The following is a 24,618-nucleotide window of genomic DNA, read 5'->3' on the forward strand; positions in this document are numbered from 1 at the left end:
CGCCCAACTGCTCCCGTTCGGCCAGCAGACGCAGCATCGTTCGGCAGAAGTTGCTGCCCACCGGGCCATAGACCCAGCTGGTGCGCAGCACCCGGGCACAGGAGTACTCCAAAACAGCGGCCTCACCCGCCGCCTTAGTGCTGCCATAAACACCAAGGGGCTCTGCCGATTGCTCAGGGCGATACGGCGAACCCTGCTGACCGTTAAAGACAAAGTCGGTGCTCAACTGAAGCAACCGGCCTCCGTGATCCGCCTGGGCTTGAGCCAAGGCAGCTGGGGCCAGCGCATTGACGGCGTGAGCCAGCTCTGGTTCCGACTCGGCTCGATCCACGGCTGTGTAGGCACCGGCGTTGATCACCCAGTCCGGTTGATGCCCTTGAACGATGCGGCGGCAAGCGACCTGATCCGCCAGATCCAGCTCCTGGCGTCCGCACGCGATCAGCTCAATCCCCTCTGGGCACGCAGCCATCAAGGCCTGACCCAACTGGCCCGCTGCGCCCGTCAACAGAACCTTCACTGGAAGCCATCCCCTGCGGCGATCAGCGCCTGCCAAGAAGCTGCTGCCGCGTCTTTCTCCGCCAGAAGCGGCACGGTGAATTGGGGCCAGGCAATGGCGAGATCAGGGTCACTCCAGAGCAGGGAGCGCTCGCTCTCTCGATCCCAGAAATCGGTCGTCTTGTAGAGCACTTCCGCCTGAGCGCTCACGGTCAAAAAGCCATGGGCAAAGCCCACCGGCACCCAGAGCTGCTGTTGGTTCTCGCTGCTCAGACAGGCGCTGACCCACTGGCCAAAGGTGGGGGAAGACTGGCGGCAATCCACCGCCACATCGAAGATCTCGCCCTGGATGCAGCGCACCAACTTCCCTTGGCCATGGGGGTCCTTTTGAAAGTGCAGCCCGCGAAGAACCCCCTGACTGGAGCGGGAGTGGTTGTCTTGAACAAAGTCAGCGGGTGACTGCCCATCCGCCTCCAGAACAGCGTTGAAGCTGCGTTGGTTCCAGCTTTCGTAGAAGAAGCCACGGGCATCGCCGAACACCCGGGGGGTAATCAGCAGGGGGCCGGATAACTGCACTCCGGCCGCCGTCGCTAGGCGATCAGCCTGCATTGGCAAACTCCAGCAGCTGCAGCAGATACTCGCCGTAGCCGCTCTTGCGCAGAGGCTGAGCGAGGGCCGCGAGCTGATCGCCGCTGATCCAGCCCATGCGCCAGGCCACCTCCTCGGGGCAACCCACCTTCAAGCCCTGGCGATGCTCCAGGGTGCGGATGTAGCTACCGGCCTCGTGGAGTGAATCGCAGGTGCCGGTATCGAGCCATGCCATGCCACGGCCCATGAGCTCCACCTGCAGCTGGCCATCCCGCAGGTACTGACCGTTGAGATCCGTGATCTCCAGCTCACCACGCGCTGAGGGGAGCACCCGCTTCGCGCGCTCCACCACGGAGTCGTCATAGAAGTAGAGGCCCGTCACCGCGTAGCGGGACTTGGGCTTGGCGGGTTTCTCCTCAATGCTCAGGACCTGGCCACCTGTGGAAAACTCAACGACGCCGTAGCGCTCCGGATCCCGAACCGGATAGGCAAAGACCGTGGCCCCCTGGGCGGTTGCGTTGGTGCTGCGCAGCTGAAACAGCAGGTCATGGCCGTGGAAGAGGTTGTCCCCGAGAACGAGGGCCGCCGGGGCACCAGCCAGGAACGCCTCACCAATCAAAAAAGCCTGGGCTAAGCCGTCGGGGCTGGGCTGCACCGCATAACGGATCTCCATGCCCCAGGCGGAGCCATCCCCAAGCAAGCGCTGGAATGCCGCTTGATCGTGGGGGGTGGTGATCACCAAGACCTCACGAATCCCCGCCAGCATCAAGGTGCTGAGGGGGTAATAGATCATCGGCTTGTCGTAGACGGGCAGCAGCTGCTTGCTCACCGCCTGGGTAATCGGGTGAAGCCGCGTCCCCGAACCACCGGCGAGAATGATGCCCTTGCGCTCCTGAGCCAAGGTTGTCCGCCCGCTGGGAGGATGTTGGCATGGAAGGGACCAGGCTGATCCTGCATGCCCCGGGTGCTCCAGGACTGCGCTGGCTCGGCATGGGACCAGGCTGGAGGCCCACCCGCGGCCTGTTCAAGCTGCAGCGGCTGTTCAACCAACACGCCTTCTGGGCAGAGAACCGCTCCATCAATGATCTGCAGCGCATGCTCAAGGGCAGCGCAGCCGTCGCCAGCCTCTGGCAAGGCAAACGCCTTGTGGGCTTTGGGCGCGCCACAAGCGATGGGATCTATCGCGCCGTTCTGTGGGATGTCGTCATCCCTGAAGACCTGCAGGGCAAGGGTCTAGGCCGGCTGCTGGTGGAGGCCCTGGCCAATTCACCGCAGCTCAAGGGAGTGGAGCGGGTCTATCTGATGACCACCAACAGCGCCGGCTTCTACAGGCAGCTGGGCTTTGAAGAGGTCGCGGGACAACGGCTGATGCGCCGGGACAACTAAGCCTTGGGCAAAGCGGCCATCAGGCTGCCCATCTCAATGGCTTGCAGGCCATAGCTCCAGCCCAAATTGCTCTTGATGCCGGCCCGCTCCAAGGCCTGCTGCATCGTGTCGGTGGTGAGGACACCAAAGATCACCGGCACGCCTGAGTCACGGCTCACTGCCGCAACACCTTTGCTGACCTCTGAGACCACCACATCGAAGTGGGGGGTGTCGCCGCGGATCACAGCTCCCAGGGTGATGACCACTTGGTAGCGACCGGATTGGGCCAGGCGCTGAGCCACCAAAGGAATCTCAAAGCTGCCTGGAACCCAGGCCACATCCAACTGGGCGCTGCTATCGGACGTATCAATCCCGTGACGGGAGAGGCAATCGAGGCAGCCGCTCAGCAGCTTGGCCGTCACTAAATCGTTAAAGCGGGCAACAACAACGGCAACCCGCAATCCAGACGCGCCGGAAAACTGGCCTTCAAAAACGGTCACGTCAGCTGAGCTCGCGATCTGCTCAGCCTAAGCAGACGGATATCAAGCGACGAAGAAGCTCATGCCCCAGTTGACCAGCACCAGAGCAACCCACGCGATGCTGCCCAGCAGGATCAGGCGGTTGGAGCGGCCGCTGGTGTCATCGCTCGCGTACAGCACGGGAACCGCCACGATCAGAGCGAAGGACATCACCACCAGGGCCAGCACTGAAAGGGTGTTGAGGATCGTCATGGAACTGGGGGTGGCGTCCTGTCAGTTGGCAAATCCTCCCACGCAGGTTGGAGGCCCCCAGGGTTCCTTCACAAGTTGTGGCGCGCCTACGATCTGGCCGCGTTGAAGACAGCCTGCCTGTGGCCGACCAAACCGAGTTGGCGCTGCAGGGCTCGCTGTTCGGGCTTGAGCCAGAGCCAGCAACGATCCAAACCAAAGAAGCTGACTCCGAGCTGGATCACGAGGCCCTCGAGCGGGATGCCCAGTCCAGACCGCGGGTTCGGCAAAGCGCCGCTCAGGAACAAGACAACGTCACTGAGAAGTGCGAGCAGGAGGAGAACAGCAGCGACGACCTGCCGGCCTGGCACCACCACAGCCTGGTGGACCGCGAGCAGCTCACACCGATGCTGCGCCACTACGTCGAACTCAAGGCAGAGCATCCCGAGCGGGTGCTGCTCTACCGGCTCGGGGACTTCTTCGAGTGCTTTTTCGAAGACGCCATTGCCCTCTCCCGCCTGCTGGAGCTGACCCTGACGGGAAAAGAGGGCGGCAAAGCAATCGGACGGGTGCCGATGGCCGGCATTCCCCATCACGCCGCCGAGCGCTACTGCGCCGACCTCGTCGGGCGCGGCTTCAGCGTTGCCCTCTGCGACCAGGTGGAAGAGGCCGCTGAGCGCAGCAAAAACGGCGGAAAGCCAGCGCTGCTCAAACGGGAAATCACACGGGTGCTGACCCCAGGCACGGTGCTGGAGGAGGGGATGCTCACGGCCCGCCGCAACAACTGGCTCTGCGCGGTGGTCTCTGAGCAACAGCGTTGGGGCCTGGCCATCGCCGACGTGAGCACGGGCGAATTCCGCGTCACCGAACGGGAGGGCAGTGACCAACTGCACCAGGAGCTCCTGCAGGTGGAAGCCGCTGAAGTGCTCTGGCCAGCACCTGAAAAGGGAAGCGAACGCCCTGCTTGGTGTCCTGCATCCCTGCAGCTGACGCCCCTCAGCCGCACCCCCTTCGCCCTGAACGAGTCGAAAGCCACCGTGTTGGCGCGCTTTGCGCTGGCCAGCGTCGATGGCTTGGGGTTGGGGGAACAACCCTTGGCCCTGCGCGCTGCCGGTGGTCTGTTGCGCTACCTCAGCGATACCCAACCGGGCTGCGAGATCCCCCTCGAGCTGCCCACGACATGGACTGCCGGCGACCAGCTGGTGCTCGATGCAGCCACCCGCCGCAACCTCGAGCTGACCAAGACCCAATTGGGAGGTGGACTGCAGGGGTCCCTGCTCTGGGCCCTGGACCGGACGATGACGGCCATGGGGGGCCGTTGCCTGCGGCGCTGGATCGAGGCTCCCCTGGTGGATCTCGAACTGATCCGCTCCCGCCAAGAGGCCATTGGGGAACTGGTGAGCGGCAGCCAGGCCCGCAGCTTGCGCTTGGGGGTGCGCCGGCTGCTCAGACCCATGGGGGATCTCGAGCGGCTCGCCGGACGGGCCGGCGCGGGAACCGCATCCGCTCGGGATCTCGTTGCCTTAGCCGATGGTCTAGAGCGACTCCCCGCCCTCGCTGGCCTACTGGGCGAGGTCACCAGTGCACCCCTTGTGGCCCTGGCGAGGCCGTGGAGCGAACTTGAGGCCCTGGCTGGTGAGCTGCGGCACCAGTTGCTGGACACCCCACCGTTGACCCTGACGGAAGGCGGTCTGATCCACGACGGTGTGGACCGCCAACTCGATGGCCTGCGCAACCAACTGGATGACCAGGACGCCTGGCTGGCCGAGCAGGAGCAGGCGGAACGGCTGAACAGCGGGATCAGCACCCTCAAGCTCCAGTACCACCGCACCTTTGGCTACTTCCTCTCCGTCAGTAAGTCCAAAGCCAAGGACGTGCCGGACCACTGGATTCGCCGGCAGACCCTGGCCAACGAGGAACGCTTTGTCACCCCCGAGCTGAAAAACCGTGAGGGACGGATCTTCCAGCTCAAAGCTCGGGCGGCCCAGCGGGAGTACGAGCTGTTCTGCCAGCTGCGTCAGCGCGTAGGCGAGCAGGCCGGTCCGATTCGCTTCGCAGCGCGGCTGGTGGCCGAACTGGATGCCCTGGCGTCGCTGGCAGAGGTGGCCGCCACCTCCAGGTACTGCAAACCGCAACTGGTCCCCGACAGCCGCTGCCTGGAGATCCAGGGGGGACGCCACCCCGTGGTGGAGCAACTGCTGGTGGAGGAACCGTTCACGCCCAACGACGTCAGCCTTGGGGAGGGCTGCGACCTGGTGGTGCTGACCGGGCCCAACGCCAGCGGCAAGAGCTGCTACTTGCGCCAGACCGGACTGCTGCAGCTGATGGCTCAGATCGGCAGTTGGATCCCAGCTGACGCGGCGCGACTGGGCATCGCCGATCGGATCTTCACCCGTGTGGGGGCAGGGGATGACCTGGCGGCCGGCCAATCCACCTTCATGGTCGAAATGGCCGAGACCGCCAACATCCTTCACCACGCCAGCAGTCAATCGCTGGTGCTGCTGGATGAGATCGGCCGAGGAACCGCCACCTTCGATGGCCTCTCGATCGCCTGGGCCGTGGCCGAGTACCTCTCAGGCGATATCGGCGCCCGCAGCATCTTTGCGACCCACTATCACGAGCTCAACGAGCTGGCCGAGCAGCGCAGCAACGTCGAGAACGCTCAAGTGCTGGTGGAGGACACCGGTTCAACCCTGCGCTTCCTGCACCGGGTCGTCAGCGGCGGCGCCAACCGCAGCTACGGCATCGAGGCCGCTCGACTCGCCGGCGTGCCGGCCCCCGTGGTGCTGCGGGCGCGTCAGGTCTTGAGCCGGATTGAGGCCAACAGCCACGTCAGCGTTCAAGCGGACGCCGCCTGATCCAACCAAGCCCGGCGCAACAGGGCATTCAGCGCCGCACCCACCAAGCCAGCACCGCCGCGGCTGCCGTCGAGACGGATCTGAGCTAAGTCGCTGGAGGCGAGATGGCGCTTGCTCTCCGCCACGCCCACGAAGCCAACGGGCATGCCAATCACCAAGGCAGGCGCTGCCACCTGGGCGGTACGGACCTGCTCCAACAGCAGCTCCAAGGCCGTTGGTGCACTGCCAATCAAGACGACTGCGCCCGGATGGGCGCGCAGGGCCTCTTGCATCCCCACCGCCGCTCGGGTCCCGCCCTCGGGAGCCCGTTCGGGGGCCCAATCGAGCACGCTGCGCACGACGTTGCCAAAGGTCCGCTTTGCCATCGGAGCCACCGCCGCCGCTGCCATGGCGGTGTCCGTCAGGACCGGCGCCTGGGCACGGAGTGCCGCGAGACCGAGTTCACAGGCCTGAGCTGAAAACGACACCCCCCGAACCAAGCTGAGGTCGCCGCTGCTGTGAATCAGGCGCAGCACCACATCCCGTTCGGGAACCGATAAACCCTCCAGAGCCCCTTCAGGCAAGGCCGCTTCGATCAGACGCAGGCTCTCGCTGAAGATCGGATGGTCGAATCCCATGGGGATCAGCATGCCCGGCTGACAGACTCTGTACAGACTGTGCAGTGCGATGTCGGCAGAGCGTTTTGGCGTACAGGAAGCCCGTCAGCGCTTCCCAGAACTGCTGGTGCGCGCCTCGAAGGGCGAGCGGCTGGTGATCCAACGCCACCGCCAGGATCTGGCGGCCATCGTCCCCTTGCAGGACGCGGCGGGTGGTCCCAGCAGCCAAGAAGCGATGGAGAACCTGCTGAGCCTCAAGGGAAGCGCCAAGGAGCGCAGCGCTCAGCAGCGAACGCCTGGGGCAGCCGGTGCAAAAGCTCGCTTTCAAGCCAGACAACTCGGCCCCGGCAGCCGCATCGCGCTGGACGGCAGTGCCCTTGTGGCCTTTCTGCTGGACGACCCAGACACCAGCCGGGTGCTGGAGCCCGTCCTTCAGGGCATCGCCCAAGGCAGCTGGCAAGGGGTGATCAGCAGCATCAGCCTGATGCAGGTCATGGAGGCTGCCTTGCGCCAAGGGGATGAAGCCCTGGCCTTGCGCTACAGCGCCGCCTTTGCAAACCCCAGGCAGTGGCGGCAGGTGCCGCTCGATGGGGATCTCGCCCTGGCCGCCAGCCGTCTCCAGCAACAGGAACCGGAGCTGGAGCTCCACCACGCCATTGAACTGGCCACAGCAATTCAGAACGAGGTGGCTGTGTTGGTCACAGCCGATGGGGATCTGGCGCAAACTGCACTGCACCCTGTGCTGCCATGCCGATCCATCTGATCTGGGGCGACGACGAAGCCGCGCGCAGCAGGGCCGTCGAAGCACTGGTCAAGAACCAGGTCGATCCCTCCTGGCAGAGCATCAACCTCAGCCGTCTGGACGGCAACGATGCCAACCAGGCCGCCCAAGCCTTGGAGGAAGCGCGAACGGCTCCCTTTGGCGGCGGCGATCGGGTGATCGTGTTGCAGCGCAGCCCCTTCTGCAATCAGTGCCCGGCTGATCTGGCGGAGCAGCTGGAGGCCAGCCTCAATCTGGTGGCGGAGCAGTGCCATCTGGTGTTGGTGAACGCCGCCAAACCGGATGGGCGGCTCAAGACCACCAAGGCCCTGCAAAAACTGGTCAAAAGCGGCGAAGCCCAGGAGCGCAGCTTCCAACTGCCGGCGATCTGGGATGGATCAGGGCAAGTGGAACTGGTGCAACGCACAGCCCAGGAGCTGGGCCTGACACTGCAGCCCGACGCTGCCCAAGCGTTGAGCGATGCCATCGGTAGCGACAGCGCCAGGCTGGCGAGCGAACTGGAAAAACTCTCCCTCTACGCCGGAGCAGGCCAGGCCATCACAGCCCAAGCCGTGGACGCCCTGATCGGCAGCCAGGCCACCAATGCCCTGCAGGTGGGTGATGCCCTGCTGGCGGGACAACCTGCAGCAGCCGTGGCGCTGGTGGATGTGCTGCTGGCCGCCAATGAGCCCGCCCTACGGATCGTGGCCACCCTCTGCGGGCAAATCCGCGGTTGGCTTTGGGTGAGCCTGCTGGATCAGCAGGGCGAGAACGATGTCAATGCCATCGCTAAAGCCGCCGGCATTGGCAATCCCAAGCGGATCTACGTGATGCGCAAACAGATCCGAGGCCGCAAACCCGAACGCTTCCTCGCTCTACTCAGTCAGCTCCTGCAGGTGGAGGCCAGCCTCAAGCGCGGCGCCGACCCCGGTGATGCCTTCCGCGACGGGTTCCTACTGACGCCATAGGACAATCGTCGATCACGCACTTGCGCCCACCCATGGCCCTGCTGGTCCAGAAATTCGGCGGCACCTCCGTGGCCGATGTGGAGCGCATCCAGGCCGTGGCCAAGCGCATTGCCGCCAGCAAAGAGGACGGCAACGATCTGGTGATCGTGGTCTCGGCCATGGGGCACACCACCGATGAACTCACCGGGCTCGCCCAGGCCATCAGCAGCAACCCGCCCCAGCGGGAGATGGACATGCTGCTGGCCACCGGGGAGCAGGTCTCGATCGCGCTGCTCTCGATGGCCCTCCATGCCGAGGGCATCCCGGCGGTCTCGATGACCGGACCCCAGGTGGGGATCCTGACCGAATCCGCCCACGGCCGCGCCCGGATCCTGGAGATCAAAACCGAGCGGGTGCGCCGGCTGCTGGATGACGGAAACGTCGTTGTGGTCGCCGGATTCCAGGGCACCAGCAACAGCCTCTCAGGGGTTCCCGAGATCACCACACTGGGCCGCGGCGGCTCAGACACCTCCGCTGTGGCCCTGGCCGCGGCGATCGGAGCCGATGCCTGCGAGATCTACACCGACGTCCCCGGCGTCCTAACCACCGATCCCCGCAAGGTGGCCGATGCCCAGTTAATGGAGACGGTGACCTGCGACGAGATGCTCGAGCTGGCGAGCCTGGGAGCCGCTGTCTTGCATCCCCGCGCCGTCGAGATCGCCCGCAACTACGGCGTGCCCTTGGTGGTGCGCTCCAGTTGGAGCGATGCACCGGGCACGTTGCTCACCAGCGACAGCACCAGCCATCGCGGTAGCGGTGAGGGCCTGGAGCTGGGCAAGCCCGTCGATGGCGCGGAGCTGGAGACGGATCAGGCCGTGCTCGCCCTCTCCCATGTCCCCGATCGCCCGGGAGTCGCGGCTCAACTGTTTGAAGCGCTCTCGAATGCGGGCTTGAGCGTGGATCTGATCGTGCAGTCCACCCACGAAGGCAGCAGCAACGACATCGCCTTCACCGTGGCTGAGGCGCAACTGGAGGAGGCCAAGGCGGTCTGCCAAAACGTCTTGGACGCCATGGATGCCGCCGCGGCCGGCGCCACCCTGAGCACCCAGGCCGGGATGGCCAAGCTCAGCATCGCTGGCGCCGGAATCATGGGCCGTCCGGGGGTCGCAGCACGCCTGTTCGACACCCTGGCCAAAGGGGGCATCAACCTGCGCCTGATCGCCACCAGCGAAGTCAAGGTGAGCTGCCTGGTCGCCGGGCATCAAGGCAACAAGGCCCTGCAGGCGGCAGCCCACTGCTTTGAACTGAACGAGCGGCAGCTGCATCTCAACCCGGCCCCCTCTGGAGCGGGTCAACCGGAGGTGCGCGGCGTGGCCCTCGATCGGGACCAAGCCCAGGTCGCCGTGCGGCGCATCCCCGATAAGCCCGGAACGGCCGTGGCGGTTTGCCGTGCCCTCGCGGACGCCGGGGTGAGCCTGGACGCCATCGTGCAGTCCGAGCGCACCCATGGCTCAGGGGAACAACTCAGCCGCGACATGGGCTTCTGCCTCAAGCGCGAGGACCTGGGCCGGGCGCGAACCGCCCTGCAACCGCTGCTGAATCAGTGGCCCGGCGCCAGCTTTGAAGAAGGAATGGCGATCGCTCGGATCAGTGCCGTCGGTGCGGGCATGCCCTGCACCGCTGGAACGGCCGGTCGGATGTTCCGTGCGCTGGCGGATGCTCAGATCAACATCGAGATGATCGCCACCAGCGAGATCCGCACCAGCTGTGTGGTTCCCGAAGGGGAGGGCATCAAAGCCCTGCAGGTGATCCACGACGCCTTCGGCCTCGGGGGCGAGGTGAAGCACCAGGCCCAGGGAACCGAGGCGCCGGTTTAGACCGTTGCGGCGATGCCGGCAGGCTCAAGCATCAGCTTGCTGCCGCTAACGGAGGAGTCCATCTCAATCGGATAGGCGCCGTCGAAGCAGGCGGTGCAGAAGTTCTCGGCGTTGGCGTGGGCCGCCTCAACCATGCCCTCTTTGCTCAGGTAGGCCAGGGAATCCACGCCCAGGTGGGCGGAGATCTCCTCGAGGGTCAGTCGGGCCGCGATCAGCTGGTCCTGGGTATCGGTGTCGATCCCGTAGAAGCAGGGGTGGGTCACCGGCGGTGAGCTGATGCGCATGTGCACCTCGGTCGCACCGGCATCGCGGATTGCCGCCACCAACTTGCGGCTCGTGGTGCCGCGGACGATCGAGTCATCGATCACCACCACGCGCTTGCCGGCTAGGACATCCGGCAGGGGGTTGAGCTTCACGCGAATACCGGCTTCGCGCATGGCCTGGGTGGGCTGAATGAAGGTGCGGCCGACGTAGCGGTTTTTGATCAGGCCGTCACCGAAGGGGATGCCGCTGTACTGGGAATAGCCAATCGCGGCGGGGATCCCGGAGTCAGGAACACCGATGACGATGTCCGCTTCGATCGGGGTTTCGCGGGCTAACACCTCGCCGATGCGAACCCGGTAGCTGTAGAGGGATTCGCCGAAGAAACGGCTGTCGGGCCTGGCGAAATAGATCATCTCGAAGACGCAGAGCTTGGAGGGCTCCTCCACCCAGCGGCTGCGGACCGGCTCGGACTCACCGAGACGGAAGTGGACGATTTCGCCGGGCTCGATGTCCCCATCGAAGCTCGAGCCAATGATGTCCAGGCCGCAGGTCTCGCTGCTCACCACCCAGCGGGCTTCGCTGAGCTCACCCATGTGACCGAACACCAGGGGGCGAATGCCATGGCCGTCGCGCAGGGCAAACAGGCCTTCGGGGGTGCCGATCACCAGGCTGAAGGCGCCGCGGCAGCGTGCGGCGGCTGCGCGGATGGCGCTGTCCCAATCATTGCCATCATTCACGGCCTGCTGAATCGCAAAGGCGATCAGCTCTGAATCGGTCGTCGAGGTGAATTCCGCTTCAGGGAGATCACTGGCCAGGGCCGTCCTCAGTTCCCCAGCGTTCACCAGGTTGCCGTTGTGGGCAAAGGCCATCGGGCCCAGCCGGGTGTTGAGCAACACCGGCTGGGCGTTGCAGGCCTTGCTCGAACCCGTCGTGGAATAGCGGTTGTGGCCGATGGCGAGCTGGCCGGGGAGGCGCTCGAGGACTTCGGGGGTGAACACCTTGCTCACCAGGCCCATGTCCTTATGCAGGCGCACCTTGGGGGCACTGCCGGGTTCCGCGTCAAAGACGGCGATGCCCGCCGATTCCTGACCGCGGTGCTGAAGGGCGTAAAGACCGAAGTAGGTGAGGTTGGCCACCGGCTGGTCACTGGCCAGCACCGCAAACACGCCGCAGGCCTCTTCCGGCTTGTCCGGTCGATCGAGGCTGGGTGTGGCGTCCGTCACAGCAAGTCCCAGCTTCAGATTTCCTTCAACATTGTGCATCAGGGTTCTCCTCAAGCCGTCGGAGGCAGGTCGACGCCCATGCGCCTGGGAATCGCCTGCTCAAAGCGCTCACGCATCTGGGCAATGGGCGTGGTGAGCAGGTTGGCGCCCGCCTGGGTGATCGAGAGCTCACTGTCGTCCTCCACCACACCGAGGCACTGCGCCGGAATGCCGCTGGCATCCACAGCCTCCTGCCAAGCGACCGTTTGAGCCGGGGAGACGCTGACCAAGATGCGGGCGCCGCCTTCGGCAAACAGCAGGCGATCGAGGCGAGCGGCGCTGGAGGGAAGTTCCAGGTGGGCACCCAAGCCGGAAGCCATGCAGCACTCCGCAGCAGCCACGGCCAACCCACCATCGCTGAGGTCATGGGCGGATTTCACCAGACCCTGGGTAATGGCCTGGCGCAGGAACGCCTGAACCGAGCGCTCCAGCTCCAGGTCGATCTCCGGCGGGCGCCCCGTCACGGCTCCATGGATTCGCTCGAGGTAGCTCGTGCCGGCCAGGCCCAAGCGGCCATCGGCTGGAGTCTCTCCGGCTTCCAAAGGAACACCAAGCATCCAGATCACATCGCCGGCGTCCTGCCAGGCCTGGCCACGGACCTGGCTGAGGTCATGGACCAAGCCGACCATGCCCACCACCGGGGTCGGATGGATCGGCAGCATCGAGCCATCGGGCATCCGCGTCTCGTTGTAGAGGGAGACGTTGCCGCCGGTCACCGGGGTATCCAGGGCCGAGCAGGCGGTGGAGAGACCGCGGCAGGCCATGGCCAACTGCCAATAGCCCGTTGAGGTCTCCGGGGAGGGGAAGTTGAGGTTGTCGGTCACCGCCAGGGGCTCAGCGCCCACGCAGCTGAGGTTGCGGGCGGCCTCGGCCACGGCGGCCATGCCGCCCCGCTCTGGATCCAGAGCCACCCAACGGTTGGGGCAATCCACCACCGCCGCCACACCACGGGTCGCGGCCTGGGTTTCAGCCTGGGGCCGCAGCCGCACCACCGCCGCATCGGCGCCGCCCGGGGGCACGACCGTGTTGGCCTGCACCTGGTGGTCGTACTGGCGATAGACCCAGCGCTTGGAGGCGATCGTGGGATCGTCCAGCAGGGTCAGCAGGGTCTCGCTCCAGCTGACTCCATTGATCCCCGAGGGGGATGCAGACGGGAGCTGGTCCTCAGACCAGCGCCAGTGCTCCTGAATGGGCGCTGGAGGCTCACTCAGCAGTTCATGGCGGTTGATCGGGGTGTCATCCGCCAGGGCGCTGGCGGGAACCTCAGCGGCGACTTCGCCGTTCTGGAGCACCCGAACGATGTTGTCCTCAAGGACGCGGCCCACCACGGCAGCCTGCAGGCCCCAACGGGTGAAGCGCTCCATCAGCGCCGCTTCCCGCCCGGGCTTCACCACGAACAGCATCCGCTCCTGGGACTCGCTCAGCAGGAACTCGTAGGGGGTCATCCCGGCCTCCCGGGCCGGAACGCGATCGAGATCCAGCTCAATGCCCAGACCGCCCTTGGCGGCCATCTCTGAGCAACTGCAGGTCAAACCTGCGGCTCCCATGTCCTGCGCCGCGACGACATCACCGCTCTGGAAGGCATCGAGGCAGGCCTCAATCAGGCCTTTCTCCAAAAAGGGATCGCCGACCTGCACGGCCGGACGATCGTCCAGGGAGGCTTCCGTCAGTTCCGCCGACGCAAAGCTGGCACCGCCCATGCCATCGCGGCCGGTTGTGCTGCCGACGTAGACCACCGGGAAGCCGACGCCCTCGGCCCCGGAGCAGACGATCGTCTCGGTCTCCATCAAGCCCAGGGCCATGGCGTTGACCAGGGGGTTGCCGGAATAGCTGGCGTCAAAGGCCACCTCACCGCCCACCGTGGGCACACCGACGCAATTGCCGTAGTGGGCAATGCCCGCCACCACACCCTCCATCAGGCCGACGTTGCGCTCGTCCTCCAGCGGGCCAAAGCGCAGGGCATTCAGCAGGGCAATCGGGCGGGCACCCATGGTGAAGATGTCCCGCAGGATGCCGCCCACGCCCGTCGCAGCGCCTTGGAACGGCTCCACCGCTGAGGGGTGGTTGTGGCTCTCGATCTTGAAGGCCAGGCGTTGGCCTTCTCCAAGGTCAACGACGCCCGCGTTCTCACCGGGTCCCACCAGGATCCGCGGGCCGGTCGTGGGGAAGCCCTGCAGCAGGGGTCTGGAATTGCGATAACAACAGTGCTCAGACCACATCACACCGAACATGCCGAGCTCAGCTCGGTTGGGGGCTCGGCCGAGGCGGCGGCAAATCTCGTCGTAGTCGGCTTGGCTGAGGTTCTCCTTTTTCAGCGCGTCAGCAACGGAGTAGTCAGGGGCTGCGACCACGGACCAGGGAGCGAGATCATCCCAGTCTCGCTGAGCGACTCACCCCCTCTCAAACCCAGGGATCGTCCTGGTGGCGGCGGGGCTGTGGCTCATCGGTTTCAGTCCAGTCATCCCAGGCCTCCTGGGATCGCGCTGGGCGGTCCAGGTCTGGTTCCCGCTCATCCCAGGGGGGTTCCTCCAACCACCCCTCGAGCCGCTCTTCGAAACGATCGCCGGCGTTCTGGACTTGATCGCGCCAGCGGGAGGTTTCCTCCTGCATCTGCTCGCGCCAACGCCTGGAGCGACGCAGGAACTCCTGACGAACACTGGCTTTCGCCAGGGGAAGGTCATCCAGACCCGACAGGGACGTGAAAACCGTTCCGGGTTGTTGATCGTTGATGCGCGCGGGGGCCAAGCGCCAACGACTGGTGCCGGGCAGTCTCGGATCACTGCGGGACACCAGGTAGTGGAGGATCTGACCACTACTGAGATCGACTGCCGCATCTGCGATCTGCCCCAGGGGTTCGCCGTCTTGGCCGAGGAGGGTCGCCTCGATCAAGGTGGGCAAGCGATCCATCGTGGCGATTTCGGTCGCAGCCGCATCCCCACGGACAAAGAGCTCCAGTTCCGCCAGACCGCACAACTGATTCAGGCGCCAGACCTCACGGCGATCACCCAAGGCGGATGGCTTGGAGAACCAGCCAAGGAGCCGATGCACCGGAGGGTGCATCCAAGCGGCGACACCAACCCCATGGTCGAGGCCTTGATCGCAGCGAACGCGGCGGCGCAGCAATTCGCTGAGCAGCAGCTGTTCGGGGAGGCTCACTGGCGGATCTGAACCGGCATCACCAAGTAGGTGAAGCTGGAGTCGTCTTGGGGAGCCAGAACCACCGGAGTAGTGGGGGCATTGCACTGGAGCTGGACCTGCTCGCAGCCCATGGCCTTCAGGCCTTCCAGGACGTAGCGGACGTTGAAGGCGATCTGGATGGCGTCGCCGCTGACCTGGGCTCCGATGGCCTCTGAGCCACTGCCCACGTCTTGCGCATCGGCACTGATGGACAGCTGACCGGCTGCGGGGTCGCTCGTGAGTTTGACGACGTTGTTGTGTTGATCGGCCAAGACCGCCACACGCTCCAGGGCGCTCAGGAGACCCTTGCGATCGACCTGAAGCTGGCGACCGAAGCTTTCGGGGATCAGCTGCCGGTAGTTGGGGTAGGTGCCATCGAGGCTGCGGCTGGTCAGGACCTGGTCAGCCCATTGGAAGACCACCTGACCGCGATCACAGAAGAGGCTCACGGCATCGCTGCCGCCGCGGCTGGAGAGCAACCGCTCCAACTCCCGAAGGGAGCGGGCGGGCACCGTCACATCCAGCTCCGCCTCACTGCTGGAGGCGTTCTGCAGACGCAGGACGGCCAGACGGTGGCCATCGGTGGCGGCGCATTCCAGACCGTTCTGATCCAGGCCCAGGTGAACACCGGTCAGCAGCTGCTTGGCCTCATCACCACTGCTGGCGAAGAGGGTTGCGCGCAAACCCTTGATGAGGACCTCGGGATCCAACTTGATCGGAGTTCCCGCTTGAGCCAGAGGGAGCTCAGGAAAATCATCGGCGGGCATCCCCCGCATCTGATAACTGCCCGAGAGGCTGGTCAACTCGACCTGCTCACTGCCGTCTTCGCAGCTGAGGGTGATCGGGCTGTCGGCCGGCATCCGCGACACGATCTCACCAAAGAGCCGGGCGGGAAGGGTGATGGCACCGCTGGTGGCGACTGAGGCGCTCAGGCTGGTCTGGATGCCCAGGCTCAGATCGAATCCCGTCAAGCTCAGGCGACCCGTTCCGGCATCTGCGGTCAGCAGCACATTCGCAAGAACCGGATGGGTGGGACGTGCGGCAACAGCCCTGCTCACCAGTTGAAGACTGGAACTCAGTTCGGCCTGGGAGCAGACCAGCTTCATGGCAGGACTGAAGGGGCCTCCACGCTTCCACAACCCAAGCGGAAGCGCAACGGGTCGAGCGATCGGGTTCCCCGGCAATCCCCAGACGACCGATTAAGGATTAAAGGATCAAGAAGAAAGAAAACCAAATCCGTAGTCGTAGGTCTTGGGGAAACCCTGGGAAATCACCAACTCCTATTGACTGCAAAGGGTTTCGCTTCCCGCAGGCCTGTGGAACCAGGATCTGGACTGCGGACTATTGGAGCCCTTTCCTCCTTTTCCAGGGATTGTGGAAAAACGAGCGAGTTCCAGCGGTTTCTGGTTCTTGGTTTTTCCTGTCTCCTTTCCACAGGTTGTGGGCAGTCGCTTTTTGGATTGGTTCGCCGTCTTGGGCGCAAAAAAGCCCGGCTTGTGGCCGGGCAAGGTCCTCTGAATGGAGTTGAGAGGGCTTAGAAGCCCATCACTTGGGCCACCTTGGCGGTGTCGGCATCGAGTCCGGTGTGGAACTTGGAGTCGTTGTGCTCGATTGCGGTTGTCGGGTCCTTCAGGCCGTTGCCTGTGAGGACACAGACCACCGTGGCGCCTGCAGGGACTTCGTCGCGCCGTTTGATCAGACCGGCGACGGAGGCTGCGCTGGCGGGCTCGCAGAAGACGCCTTCGCCACTGCCGAGCAACTTGTAGGCCTCGATGATTTCGGCGTCGGTGACGGCCATGAAGTCGCCGTTGCTTTCAGCCCGGGCCTTCAGCGCGTTCTCCTTGTTGACCGGGTTTCCGATTCGGATCGCCGTGGCGATGGTGTCGGGTTGCTCGACGGTGTGGCCGAGGACCAGGGGGGCTGAACCGGCCGCCTGGAAGCCCATCATTCGGGGCAGCTTGCGGCTGTGGCCGGCTGCCTTGTACTCGTTGAAGCCCATCCAGTAGGCGCTGATGTTGCCGGCGTTGCCGACGGGGATGCAGAGCCAATCCGGGGCCTCGCCGAGGGCATCCACCACCTCGAAGGCTGCGGTTTTTTGCCCTTGCAGTCGGTAGGGATTCAGGGAGTTCACCAGCGTGACGGGGTATTGGTCCGCCACTTCGCGAACGATCGCCAGGGCCCGGTCAAAGTTGCCCTTCACCGCCAGCACTTCCGCGCCGTAGAGCAGGGCTTGGGCCAGCTTGCCCTGGGCCACATAGCCATCGGGGATCAAGACGAAGGCCCGCATGCCACCGCGCTTGGCATAGGCCGCTGCCGCCGCGGAGGTGTTGCCGGTGCTGGCACAGATCACTGCCTCGGAACCCGCTTCCTTGGCTTTGGAGATGGCCATGGTCATGCCCCGGTCCTTGAAGGATCCGGTGGGGTTCAGGCCGTCGTATTTGAGGTAAACCTTGACCCCCTTGCCGATCCGCTCAGCAATGGAGGGGGCAGGGATCAGCGGGGTGGCGCCTTCCCGGAGGGTGATCACCGGGGTCTTGTCGCTGACGGGCAACCAGCGGCGGTAGCCCTCGATCAGGCCCGGCCAGTCCTGCATCGTTGCTTTCTTCGATCCCAGTCGCCGGCGGATGGAAGTCAGCAGGGGCACGGTCGGCTGGGACGCTCTGGACCCGAATCTACGGGGCAGCCTTGTTGTCGCCCCTCAGCCCATCCAGGGGCGAATCGGAAAAGAAGGAGATCAACTGGCTGATGGATTTGGCTTTTTCGAGCACGTTCATCAGCGCCGGAATGCTGACCTCCAGCTCATCGACCGGGTAGGCCTGCATGAAGCTGATCGCATTGATCTTGTCGTCGCCTGCCACCAGGGCATTGATCACACCGGCTCGTAGGGCGGGGATGCCTGCTCCAGGGGCTTTGAGTGGATAGATGATCTTGGCCACCCGGGCCAGGATCGCTTCGCCGAGACGGGTGTTCAGCAAGCGGCTGGTGAGCACCAAGGGGATCGCGAGCTCCGCCTTCAGCAGCTTGGAGACCTCCTTGGGCTCCATCTTCGTGAAGCTCAGCAGATCCGAGAGCAGACCCCTGGCCTGATCGGTCTCCGCCAAGTATTCGAAGTCCGCCACCGGGATCGAACGCCGGAAGGCCCCGGTGACGAACACCACGTTCTCCGCCGCTAGCGCTGGCGTCCCACCGAGCAAGCCCAAGCCAAGCGCTGCAGCGAGGAGGCGCTGGCGTTTGCAGGTCGGCATGGGGCCTCGAAACAGTGAGGTGACCCTAGGCCGGACTCACCAGGACGTCGCGCACGAGCCTGACCATGCTGCGTTCAGCCAGTCCTTTGGCCATCTCTGTCCCCATGCGCCGCAGTTCGGTTTCCTGCAGCAGCCTTGGGACCCGTTTCAGCAGCAATTGCGGATCGAATCCAGGCAGTTGGTTGAGGATGGCGACGAGGCGTTGGATGGGCTCCAAGGAGAGCAATTCCACGTCGCTGGCGGTGATCGCCACGCGATCCCGCAGACCAGGTGGCCTCAGGGCTCGAGGCAAGCGTTGGCTCAGGCGGACCGCGGTTTGCCAACCCAGGGCATCGAGTTGGTCGACGGCGGCTTCAACGAGTTGGTTGCGCAGCAGCCCCGCCTTGGGGGAGAAGAGGAAGTCGAGGACTTGATCGAGCAGTCCCTCGAGGTCCAACTGGCTGCCGCTGGCGGCACTGCTGATCAGGTTGTCCAGCCGCTGCCAACGGAAGATGTCGCCGTCGAACAGCATTTCCTTGAGGCTGTTGCGCAGCTGCGGGTCCGGGTCCTCCATCAGCCGGCGGGCGAAGTACGGGTAGGCCGCACCCAGGATTTTGAAATCAGGATCGACGCTCAAGGCGATGCCCTCGAGCGTCACCAGGGAGCGAATGATCAGTGCGTAGTAAGGGGGGACGCGGAAGGGGAAGCGGTACATCACACCGCTGAGGTCGTCCGTGACGGCTTTGAAGTCCATCCGGCTGACGCCCATTTCCAGGGCTTGGCCAAAGACCTGCTCAAAGGCCGGAACGATCGGCTCGAGATTCACGTCCTCCGCCAGGAAGCCCAGGCTGACGAAGTCGTTGCTCAGCTTTCCGAAATTGCGGTTCACCAGGTGGACCACCGCTTGGATCAGGCCGGTGCGGCTCTCACGGCTGACCTCGCTCATCATTCCGAAGTCGAGATAGGCCAGGCGACCATCGGCCAGGGCCAGCAGGTTCCCGGGATGGGGATCGGCGTGGAAGAAGCCGTGCTCCAGCAGTTGCTGCAGGGAGCAGTTCACCCCCACGGTGACCATGTCGTCGGGGTCGATCCCGAGTTCGCGAACGGCTTCGAGGTTGGTGAGTTTGACCCCGTCGATCCACTCCATCGTCAGCACGCGCCTGGCCGTGGCATCACGGAAGATCCGGGGCACAGCGATGCGGGGGTTGTGGGCGTGGAGCTCTGCGAACGTTTCGGCGTTGGTCGCTTCGTTGCAGTAGTCCATTTCCTCGAACACCCGCTTGCCCAGCTCGTCGATCAGGGCCACGAGGTCCGAGCGGATCAGGCCGATGTTGGTGTTCAGCCAGGCCGCGATGTTCCGGACGATGTAGAGGTCCAGGGTGATCTGTTCCCTCAGTCCTGGGCGCTGAACCTTGACGGCAACCTTCTCGCCGCTGAGCAGAACACCTCTGTGGACTTGGCCGAGGGAGGCCGCTGAGATCGGCTCCCGTTCCAGCTCGGCATAGATCGCTGAAATCGGAGCACCGAGGTCTTCTTCGATGCAGGCCATCGCTAGGCCCGAATCGAAGCCGGGCAGTTGGTCCTGCAGTCCGGCCAGCTCCTCCAGTAGGAGTGGCGGAATGATGTCGGGGCGGGTGGAGAGGGCCTGACCGGCCTTGATAAACGCCGGCCCCAGGGAGGCCACTAGATCAGCTGCTTCCTTGGCCCGCGCCCGGGCGTACTCGGGATCCTTGAGCCTGCGGGTCAGCCAGTCGAAGCCGACACCGAAGAGATAGAGGCCGATCGGAACGAGCGTTTGCCACAGCCGGCGGATCAAACGCTGGGGGGCGCCGGCGTAGATCCGACTGATCGCGGCTGGGTCGTATTCGAGTAGGCCAGCGGCCTCGATGAAGTCGGAGAGCTCCTCGCGCTGGGGCTCCACCGTTTTGGTCGGTTCAGCAGGGGTGTTCGGTTCGGCGTCGTCACCGAACACGCTGCGTTGCATGGCAGCCGCCGCTGCTTCGGCAGGGGTGAGGCCGGTGTCTGACATGACCCCCTTCTAAACGAAAGAGACAGCCGCTACGGTCGGGCCCAACACCAGGCTGCTCGTGCTTACCGGTCTGCGCCTCGAGAACATTGCTCTGATCGAGGAGCTGCAGCTGGAGTTTGGAGAGGGCTTCACGGTGCTCACCGGTGAGACCGGAGCCGGTAAGTCCATTCTTTTGGATGCCCTGGATGCCCTACTTGGAGGGCAGGGGCCGCGGCTGTTGCGGCAGGGCAGCAGCAAAGGGGTGATCGAGGCCAGTTTTTCCCTCAGCCCTCCCCTGCAGGAGTGGTTGAGCGAGCAGGAGTTGGAGTGCGACGAGGAGGAGTTGCTGCTGAGCCGCGAATGGCGCCAGAAGGACGATCGCCTCAGCAGTCGCCATCGACTCAATGGCGTTGCGGTCAACCGTCAGCAGATTCAATCCCTGCGCCCCCTTCTGTTGGACCTGACGGTTCAGGGTCAGACCCAACAGTTGGCTCGGCCTGGTCAACAGCGCCGTTGGTTGGACCGTTTTGGTGGCGCTGAACTCCAGCAGCATGCGGCTCCCGTTCAGGAGAGCTATCGCTCCTGGCGCCAAGCCTCGGCGGCCCTGGAGCAGGCCAAGGCTGATTGGTTGACGCTGCAGGCCGATTTGGAGCGTCAGCAACAGCTTTTGGATGACCTGGAGGCGGCGCAGCTGGAGGACCCTTCAGAGCGCAGCCAACTGGAGAACGAAGAGAACCGTCTCGCCCATGGGGTGCGTCTGCAGGAAGGGGTGATGACCCTGATGGGACGGCTGGTGGATGGCGCTGAAGAAGCGCCATCGGTGTTGGACCATCTGGCGGCCTGTGAGGCCGAGTTGGCTCAGATGCAGCAACTCGATTGCAGTTTGTCGGCGGTGAGCGCTCGCTTTGGCGATGGCTTAGCGGAGCTCCAGGACTTCATCCGTGAGCTCGATCGCTATGGCTCGACCTTGGAGAGTGATCCAGACAGCCTGGGACAACTGCAGGAGCGGATGGCCTTGCTCAAGACGCTCGAGAGGCGCCATGGCAAGGATCTGGCCGAGTTGATTCTTTGGCGCGATCAATTGCGCGAGCAGCTGGTCCCCGGCGGCGCTCAAGCCAGCCTTGAGGCTTTAGAGCAGGACGAACGCCAGGCCCGCCAGCGGCGTGATCGCTGCAATGCCCAACTGACCCAGGCGCGCCGCGCTGCCGCAGAGGCCTTGGAACAAGAGCTGATGCAGGCCCTGCGGCCGATGGGTTTGGCCAACGTTCGCTTTCAAGTGGGTATCGAACCCGCGGCCCCCGGGGAAGAAGGGGCGGACGCGGTGCAGTTCCTCTTCTCCGCCAACCCCGGGCAGCCGTTGGCTCCCCTGTCTGAGGTGGCCTCAGGCGGTGAGATGTCGCGCTTTCTCTTGGCGTTGAAGACCTGCCTGGCCGCGGCGGATCAGCACGTCACCCTGCTGTTCGATGAGATCGACACCGGTGTCAGCGGCCGAGTCAGTGGTGCCATGGCGGAGCTGCTGCAGCGCCTGGCCCAACAGCGTCAGGTCTTCTGCGTCACCCACCAGCCCTTAGTTGCCGCTGCTGCGGACCATCACTTCCAGGTGGCGAAGGAGGTGCGGGATGGGATGACCCACACGCGAGTGTCCCAACTGCGGGACACTCAGGCCCGGCAGGCGGAACTGGCGGAATTGGCTGGTGGTGATTTCGGTGAGACCAGGAGCTACGCGGCCAGCCTGCTCAAACGCGCTGCCTAGACTCCACCCCTCTTAGAGCCGCCTGGATGCCCCGCGCCCTCGCCAAAAGCGTGAACGAGAAGGCTGCGCTTCAGGCCCTCAACGGCGGTTCCTTGGAGGATGTGATCCGGGTGCGGGGTGCCCGTCAGCACAACCTCAAAAACGTCGACGTCACGATCCCCCGCAACCAGCTGGTGGTCTTCACCGGGGTGAGCGGCAGCGGGAAGAGCTCCCTGGCCTTCGACACGATCTTTGCGGAGGGTCAACGCCGCTACGTCGAGAGCCTGTCGGCCTACGCCCGTCAATTCCTCGGGCAGGTCGACAAGCCTGATGTGGATGCGATCGAGGGCCTCTCTCCGGCGATCTCGATTGACCAGAAATCCACCAGCCACAACCCCCGTTCCACGGTGGGTACGGTCACGGAGATCCAGGACTATCTGCGTCTGCTGTTCGGTCGCGCAGGGGAACCCCACTGCCCCGAGTGCGATCGCTCGATTCGGCCCCAGTCGATCGATGAGATGGTCGACCAGATCCTCACCCTGCCGGAGGGGACCCGTTATCAGCTTCTGGCGCCCGTCGTCCGCGGCAAAAAGGGAACCCACGTCAAGTTGTTGAGCGGCCTAGTGGCCGAGGGCTTTGCCCGCGTGCGCATCAACGGTGAGGTGCGCGAACTCGCCGACAACATCGAGCTCGACAAGAACCACTCCCACAACATTGAAGTGGTGGTGGATCGCCTGGTGGCCCGCGAGGGCATTCAGGAGCGCCTGACCGATTCCCTCCGCACCGCCCTCAAGCGCGGAGATGGCTTGGCCCTGGTGGAGGTGGTGCCGAAGTCCGGTGAAGAGCTTCCGCCCGAGGTGGAGAAGGAGCGCCTCTATTCCGAGAACTTCGCCTGCCCGGTTCACGGTGCGGTGATGGAGGAGCTCTCGCCGCGGCTGTTCTCCTTCAACAGTCCCTATGGCGCCTGCGCGGATTGCCATGGCATTGGACACCTGCGCCAATTCACCAAGGAGCGGGTGATCCCGGATCCTTCGCTGCCGGTGTATGCGGCGGTGGCCCCTTGGGCAGAAAAGGACAACTCCTATTACTTCTCTCTGCTCTATTCGGTGGGAGAGGCCTTTGGCTTTGAGATCAAGACCCCCTGGAATGAGCTGACGGAGGAACAGCACGACGTGCTGCTCAATGGCTCAAGGGAGCCGATTCCCATCCAGGCCGACAGCCGCTACAAGAAAAACCAGACCTATCTGCGGCCGTTCGAAGGGATCCTGCCGATCCTCGAGCGCCAGCTGCGTGATGCCAGTGGCGAGTCCATTCGCCAGAAGCTGGAGAAGTATCTGGAGTTGGTGCCCTGCTCCACCTGCCACGGTCTGCGACTCAAGCCCGAGGCCCTGGCCGTTCGGGTTGGTCCCTACCGCATCCATGAGCTGACCAACAGCAGCGTCGGCGAGAGCCTGCGCCGCATTGAGGAGCTGATGGGCGTTGGTACGAGCGAAGGGGCCGAACCCTTGCTCAACGCCCGTCAAATCCAAATCGGCGACCTGGTGTTGCGGGAGATCCGCATGCGCCTGAAGTTCCTGTTGGATGTGGGCCTGGACTACCTGAGCCTGGATCGTCCGGCGATGACCCTCTCCGGTGGTGAGGCCCAGCGCATCCGGCTGGCCACCCAGATCGGTGCAGGTCTGACGGGCGTGCTCTACGTGCTCGATGAGCCGAGCATTGGTTTGCACCAGCGCGACAATGACCGGCTGCTGAACACCCTGGTGAAGCTCAGGGATCTGGGCAACACCTTGATCGTGGTGGAGCACGACGAGGACACCATTCGCGCCGCCGATTACATCGTCGACATCGGCCCGGGCGCTGGTGTTCATGGCGGCAAGATCGTTGCCGAGGGCGACTTCGAGACCCTGCTCGCTGCCGAGGAGTCGTTGACTGGCGCTTACCTCAGTGGTCGCCGGGCTATTCCGACTCCCGCGGAGCGCCGTGCCAGCGGATCCCGCAAGCTCACCCTGGTGGGATGTGCGCGCAACAACCTCAGCGGTTTTGACGTCGAGTTCCCCCTGGGCCGCCTGGTCTGCGTGACCGGGGTGAGCGGTAGCGGCAAGAGCACCATGGTCAACGAGCTCCTGCACCCCGCGCTGGAGCACAAGCTCGGCATGAAAGTCCCCTTCCCGGCTGGGGTCGAGGACCTCAAGGGCATCAAGGCGATCGACAAGGTGATCGTGATTGACCAATCACCGATTGGCCGCACGCCTCGCTCCAACCCAGCGACCTACACCGGAGCCTTTGATCCGATCCGTCAGGTCTTTGCCGCGACGGTCGAGGCCAAGGCTCGCGGCTACGCCGTCGGTCAGTTCAGCTTCAACGTCAAGGGCGGTCGCTGCGAAGCCTGCAGCGGCCAGGGCGTAAACGTCATTGAGATGAACTTCTTGCCTGACGTCTACGTCCAGTGCGACGTCTGCAAGGGTGCTCGCTACAACCGCGAGACGTTGCAGGTCAAATACAAGGGCCACACCATCGCCGATGTGCTGCAGATGACGGTGGAGCAGGCCTGTGAGGTCTTCTCAGCGATTCCTCAGGCGGCCGATCGGTTGCGCACCCTGGTGGATGTGGGCTTGGGTTACGTCAAACTCGGCCAACCCGCACCGACCCTCTCCGGAGGTGAGGCCCAGCGGGTCAAGTTGGCCACCGAACTCTCGAAACGGGCCACCGGCAAGACCCTCTATCTGATCGACGAGCCAACGACAGGTTTGAGCTTTTA

General features: G+C 64.4%; 20 protein-coding genes. 7 read left to right on the top strand and 13 right to left on the bottom strand.

Annotation, left to right across the window (positions count from 1 at the left end; all coding sequences use genetic code 11):
* The 3 genes from QZ186_RS08730 to rfbA form a co-directional block, all read right to left on the bottom strand.
* The coding region (locus tag QZ186_RS08730) for a sugar nucleotide-binding protein (RefSeq protein ID WP_296416475.1) at positions 1-517 on the bottom strand (517 nt) is incomplete at its 3' end.
* A complete protein-coding gene (gene rfbC, locus QZ186_RS08735) occupies positions 514-1,104 on the bottom strand; it encodes a dTDP-4-dehydrorhamnose 3,5-epimerase (RefSeq protein ID WP_296416476.1) in 591 nt (196 codons plus the stop codon). The genes rfbC and QZ186_RS08730, both read right to left, overlap by 4 nt.
* On the bottom strand, positions 1,094-1,984 hold the full coding sequence (rfbA, locus tag QZ186_RS08740; RefSeq protein ID WP_296416477.1) for a glucose-1-phosphate thymidylyltransferase RfbA: 891 nt from the start codon (positions 1,982-1,984) through the stop codon (positions 1,094-1,096). The genes rfbC and rfbA overlap by 11 nt, the downstream gene beginning before the upstream one ends.
* Positions 1,985-2,013: 29 nt before the next feature.
* Here rfbA and QZ186_RS08745 point away from each other — a divergent pair, with 29 nt between their 5' ends.
* Positions 2,014-2,469 carry a GNAT family N-acetyltransferase gene (locus tag QZ186_RS08745; protein WP_296416492.1) on the top strand — a complete coding sequence of 152 codons (456 nt, stop codon included), beginning with the start codon at positions 2,014-2,016 and terminating at the stop codon, positions 2,467-2,469.
* On the opposite strand, the gene ribH is transcribed toward QZ186_RS08745, so the two are convergent.
* Positions 2,466-2,948 carry a 6,7-dimethyl-8-ribityllumazine synthase gene (gene ribH, locus QZ186_RS08750; protein ID WP_247476524.1) on the bottom strand — a complete coding sequence of 161 codons (483 nt, stop codon included), beginning with the start codon at positions 2,946-2,948 and terminating at the stop codon, positions 2,466-2,468. The two genes, QZ186_RS08745 and ribH, sit on opposite strands and share 4 nt — an antisense overlap.
* A 42-nt stretch (positions 2,949-2,990) precedes the next feature.
* Positions 2,991-3,179: a photosystem II reaction center protein PsbZ gene (gene psbZ / locus QZ186_RS08755; RefSeq protein WP_010314175.1), complete on the bottom strand. Its 189-nt coding sequence runs from the start codon at positions 3,177-3,179 to the stop codon at positions 2,991-2,993.
* 119 nt (positions 3,180-3,298) lie between these two features.
* Between psbZ and mutS the strand changes: the two genes are divergently transcribed.
* Positions 3,299-6,013 carry a DNA mismatch repair protein MutS gene (mutS, locus tag QZ186_RS08760; RefSeq protein ID WP_296416479.1) on the top strand — a complete coding sequence of 905 codons (2,715 nt, stop codon included), beginning with the start codon at positions 3,299-3,301 and terminating at the stop codon, positions 6,011-6,013.
* On the opposite strand, the gene QZ186_RS08765 is transcribed toward mutS, so the two are convergent.
* Complete coding sequence (locus QZ186_RS08765; RefSeq protein ID WP_296416480.1) at positions 5,995-6,630, bottom strand: precorrin-8X methylmutase; 636 nt, start codon at positions 6,628-6,630, stop codon at positions 5,995-5,997. The two genes, mutS and QZ186_RS08765, sit on opposite strands and share 19 nt — an antisense overlap.
* A 49-nt stretch (positions 6,631-6,679) precedes the next feature.
* On the opposite strand from QZ186_RS08765, the gene QZ186_RS08770 reads away from it, so the two are divergent.
* The 3 genes from QZ186_RS08770 to QZ186_RS08780 are packed head-to-tail and all read left to right on the top strand — an operon-like array spanning position 6,680 to position 10,193.
* Positions 6,680-7,372, top strand: a complete 693-nt coding sequence (locus QZ186_RS08770; protein ID WP_296416481.1) for a PIN domain-containing protein — start codon at positions 6,680-6,682, stop codon at positions 7,370-7,372.
* On the top strand, positions 7,357-8,337 hold the full coding sequence (gene holA / locus QZ186_RS08775) for a DNA polymerase III subunit delta (protein ID WP_296416482.1): 981 nt from the start codon (positions 7,357-7,359) through the stop codon (positions 8,335-8,337). Before QZ186_RS08770 ends, holA begins: the two co-directional genes overlap by 16 nt.
* A 32-nt stretch (positions 8,338-8,369) precedes the next feature.
* Positions 8,370-10,193 carry an aspartate kinase gene (locus QZ186_RS08780; RefSeq protein WP_296416483.1) on the top strand — a complete coding sequence of 608 codons (1,824 nt, stop codon included), beginning with the start codon at positions 8,370-8,372 and terminating at the stop codon, positions 10,191-10,193.
* Here the strand turns inward: QZ186_RS08780 and purF are convergent.
* The 7 genes from purF to QZ186_RS08815 form a co-directional block, all read right to left on the bottom strand.
* Positions 10,190-11,719 (bottom strand): amidophosphoribosyltransferase, encoded by a 1,530-nt coding sequence (gene purF / locus QZ186_RS08785; protein ID WP_296416484.1) that lies wholly within the window; start codon positions 11,717-11,719, stop codon positions 10,190-10,192. The two genes, QZ186_RS08780 and purF, sit on opposite strands and share 4 nt — an antisense overlap.
* Positions 11,720-11,730: 11 nt before the next feature.
* Positions 11,731-14,070 carry a phosphoribosylformylglycinamidine synthase subunit PurL gene (purL, locus tag QZ186_RS08790; protein WP_296416485.1) on the bottom strand — a complete coding sequence of 780 codons (2,340 nt, stop codon included), beginning with the start codon at positions 14,068-14,070 and terminating at the stop codon, positions 11,731-11,733.
* 49 nt (positions 14,071-14,119) lie between these two features.
* Positions 14,120-14,875 carry a hypothetical protein gene (locus tag QZ186_RS08795; protein WP_010314158.1) on the bottom strand — a complete coding sequence of 252 codons (756 nt, stop codon included), beginning with the start codon at positions 14,873-14,875 and terminating at the stop codon, positions 14,120-14,122.
* Complete coding sequence (gene dnaN, locus QZ186_RS08800) at positions 14,872-16,002, bottom strand: DNA polymerase III subunit beta (protein WP_296416487.1); 1,131 nt, start codon at positions 16,000-16,002, stop codon at positions 14,872-14,874. The genes QZ186_RS08795 and dnaN overlap by 4 nt, the downstream gene beginning before the upstream one ends.
* Positions 16,003-16,430: 428 nt before the next feature.
* Entirely contained in the window at positions 16,431-17,489 is a 1,059-nt protein-coding gene (thrC, locus tag QZ186_RS08805; protein ID WP_247479813.1) for a threonine synthase, read from the bottom strand.
* Positions 17,490-17,568: 79 nt separating this feature from the next.
* Positions 17,569-18,141, bottom strand: a complete 573-nt coding sequence (locus QZ186_RS08810) for an alpha/beta hydrolase (RefSeq protein ID WP_296416488.1) — start codon at positions 18,139-18,141, stop codon at positions 17,569-17,571.
* 25 nt (positions 18,142-18,166) lie between these two features.
* Positions 18,167-20,149: an AarF/ABC1/UbiB kinase family protein gene (locus QZ186_RS08815; RefSeq protein WP_296416489.1), complete on the bottom strand. Its 1,983-nt coding sequence runs from the start codon at positions 20,147-20,149 to the stop codon at positions 18,167-18,169.
* Positions 20,150-20,207: 58 nt separating this feature from the next.
* Here QZ186_RS08815 and recN point away from each other — a divergent pair, with 58 nt between their 5' ends.
* Both recN and uvrA read left to right on the top strand, forming a co-directional pair.
* A complete protein-coding gene (gene recN, locus QZ186_RS08820) occupies positions 20,208-21,881 on the top strand; it encodes a DNA repair protein RecN (protein WP_296416490.1) in 1,674 nt (557 codons plus the stop codon).
* A 26-nt stretch (positions 21,882-21,907) separates the two neighbouring features.
* The coding region (gene uvrA, locus QZ186_RS08825) for an excinuclease ABC subunit UvrA (protein WP_296416491.1) at positions 21,908-24,618 on the top strand (2,711 nt) is incomplete at its 3' end.

It is taken from the genome of Vulcanococcus sp. DEBay_Sum29NL08_54, from assembly GCF_017859255.1.
In the GTDB taxonomy this organism is placed as follows: domain Bacteria; phylum Cyanobacteriota; class Cyanobacteriia; order PCC-6307; family Cyanobiaceae; genus Vulcanococcus.

Coding starts and splice junctions, on each gene's coding strand:
- rfbC (WP_296416476.1), bottom strand. CDS start 1,104: ATGCAGGCTGATCGCCTAGCGACGGCGGCCGGAGTGCAGTTATCCGGC.
- QZ186_RS08745 (WP_296416492.1), top strand. CDS start 2,014: ATGGAAGGGACCAGGCTGATCCTGCATGCCCCGGGTGCTCCAGGACTG.
- psbZ (WP_010314175.1), bottom strand. CDS start 3,179: ATGACGATCCTCAACACCCTTTCAGTGCTGGCCCTGGTGGTGATGTCC.
- QZ186_RS08765 (WP_296416480.1), bottom strand. CDS start 6,630: ATGGGATTCGACCATCCGATCTTCAGCGAGAGCCTGCGTCTGATCGAA.
- QZ186_RS08770 (WP_296416481.1), top strand. CDS start 6,680: ATGTCGGCAGAGCGTTTTGGCGTACAGGAAGCCCGTCAGCGCTTCCCA.
- holA (WP_296416482.1), top strand. CDS start 7,357: ATGCCGATCCATCTGATCTGGGGCGACGACGAAGCCGCGCGCAGCAGG.
- QZ186_RS08780 (WP_296416483.1), top strand. CDS start 8,370: ATGGCCCTGCTGGTCCAGAAATTCGGCGGCACCTCCGTGGCCGATGTG.
- purF (WP_296416484.1), bottom strand. CDS start 11,719: ATGCACAATGTTGAAGGAAATCTGAAGCTGGGACTTGCTGTGACGGAC.
- dnaN (WP_296416487.1), bottom strand. CDS start 16,002: ATGAAGCTGGTCTGCTCCCAGGCCGAACTGAGTTCCAGTCTTCAACTG.
- thrC (WP_247479813.1), bottom strand. CDS start 17,489: ATGCAGGACTGGCCGGGCCTGATCGAGGGCTACCGCCGCTGGTTGCCC.
- QZ186_RS08810 (WP_296416488.1), bottom strand. CDS start 18,141: ATGCCGACCTGCAAACGCCAGCGCCTCCTCGCTGCAGCGCTTGGCTTG.
- QZ186_RS08815 (WP_296416489.1), bottom strand. CDS start 20,149: ATGTCAGACACCGGCCTCACCCCTGCCGAAGCAGCGGCGGCTGCCATG.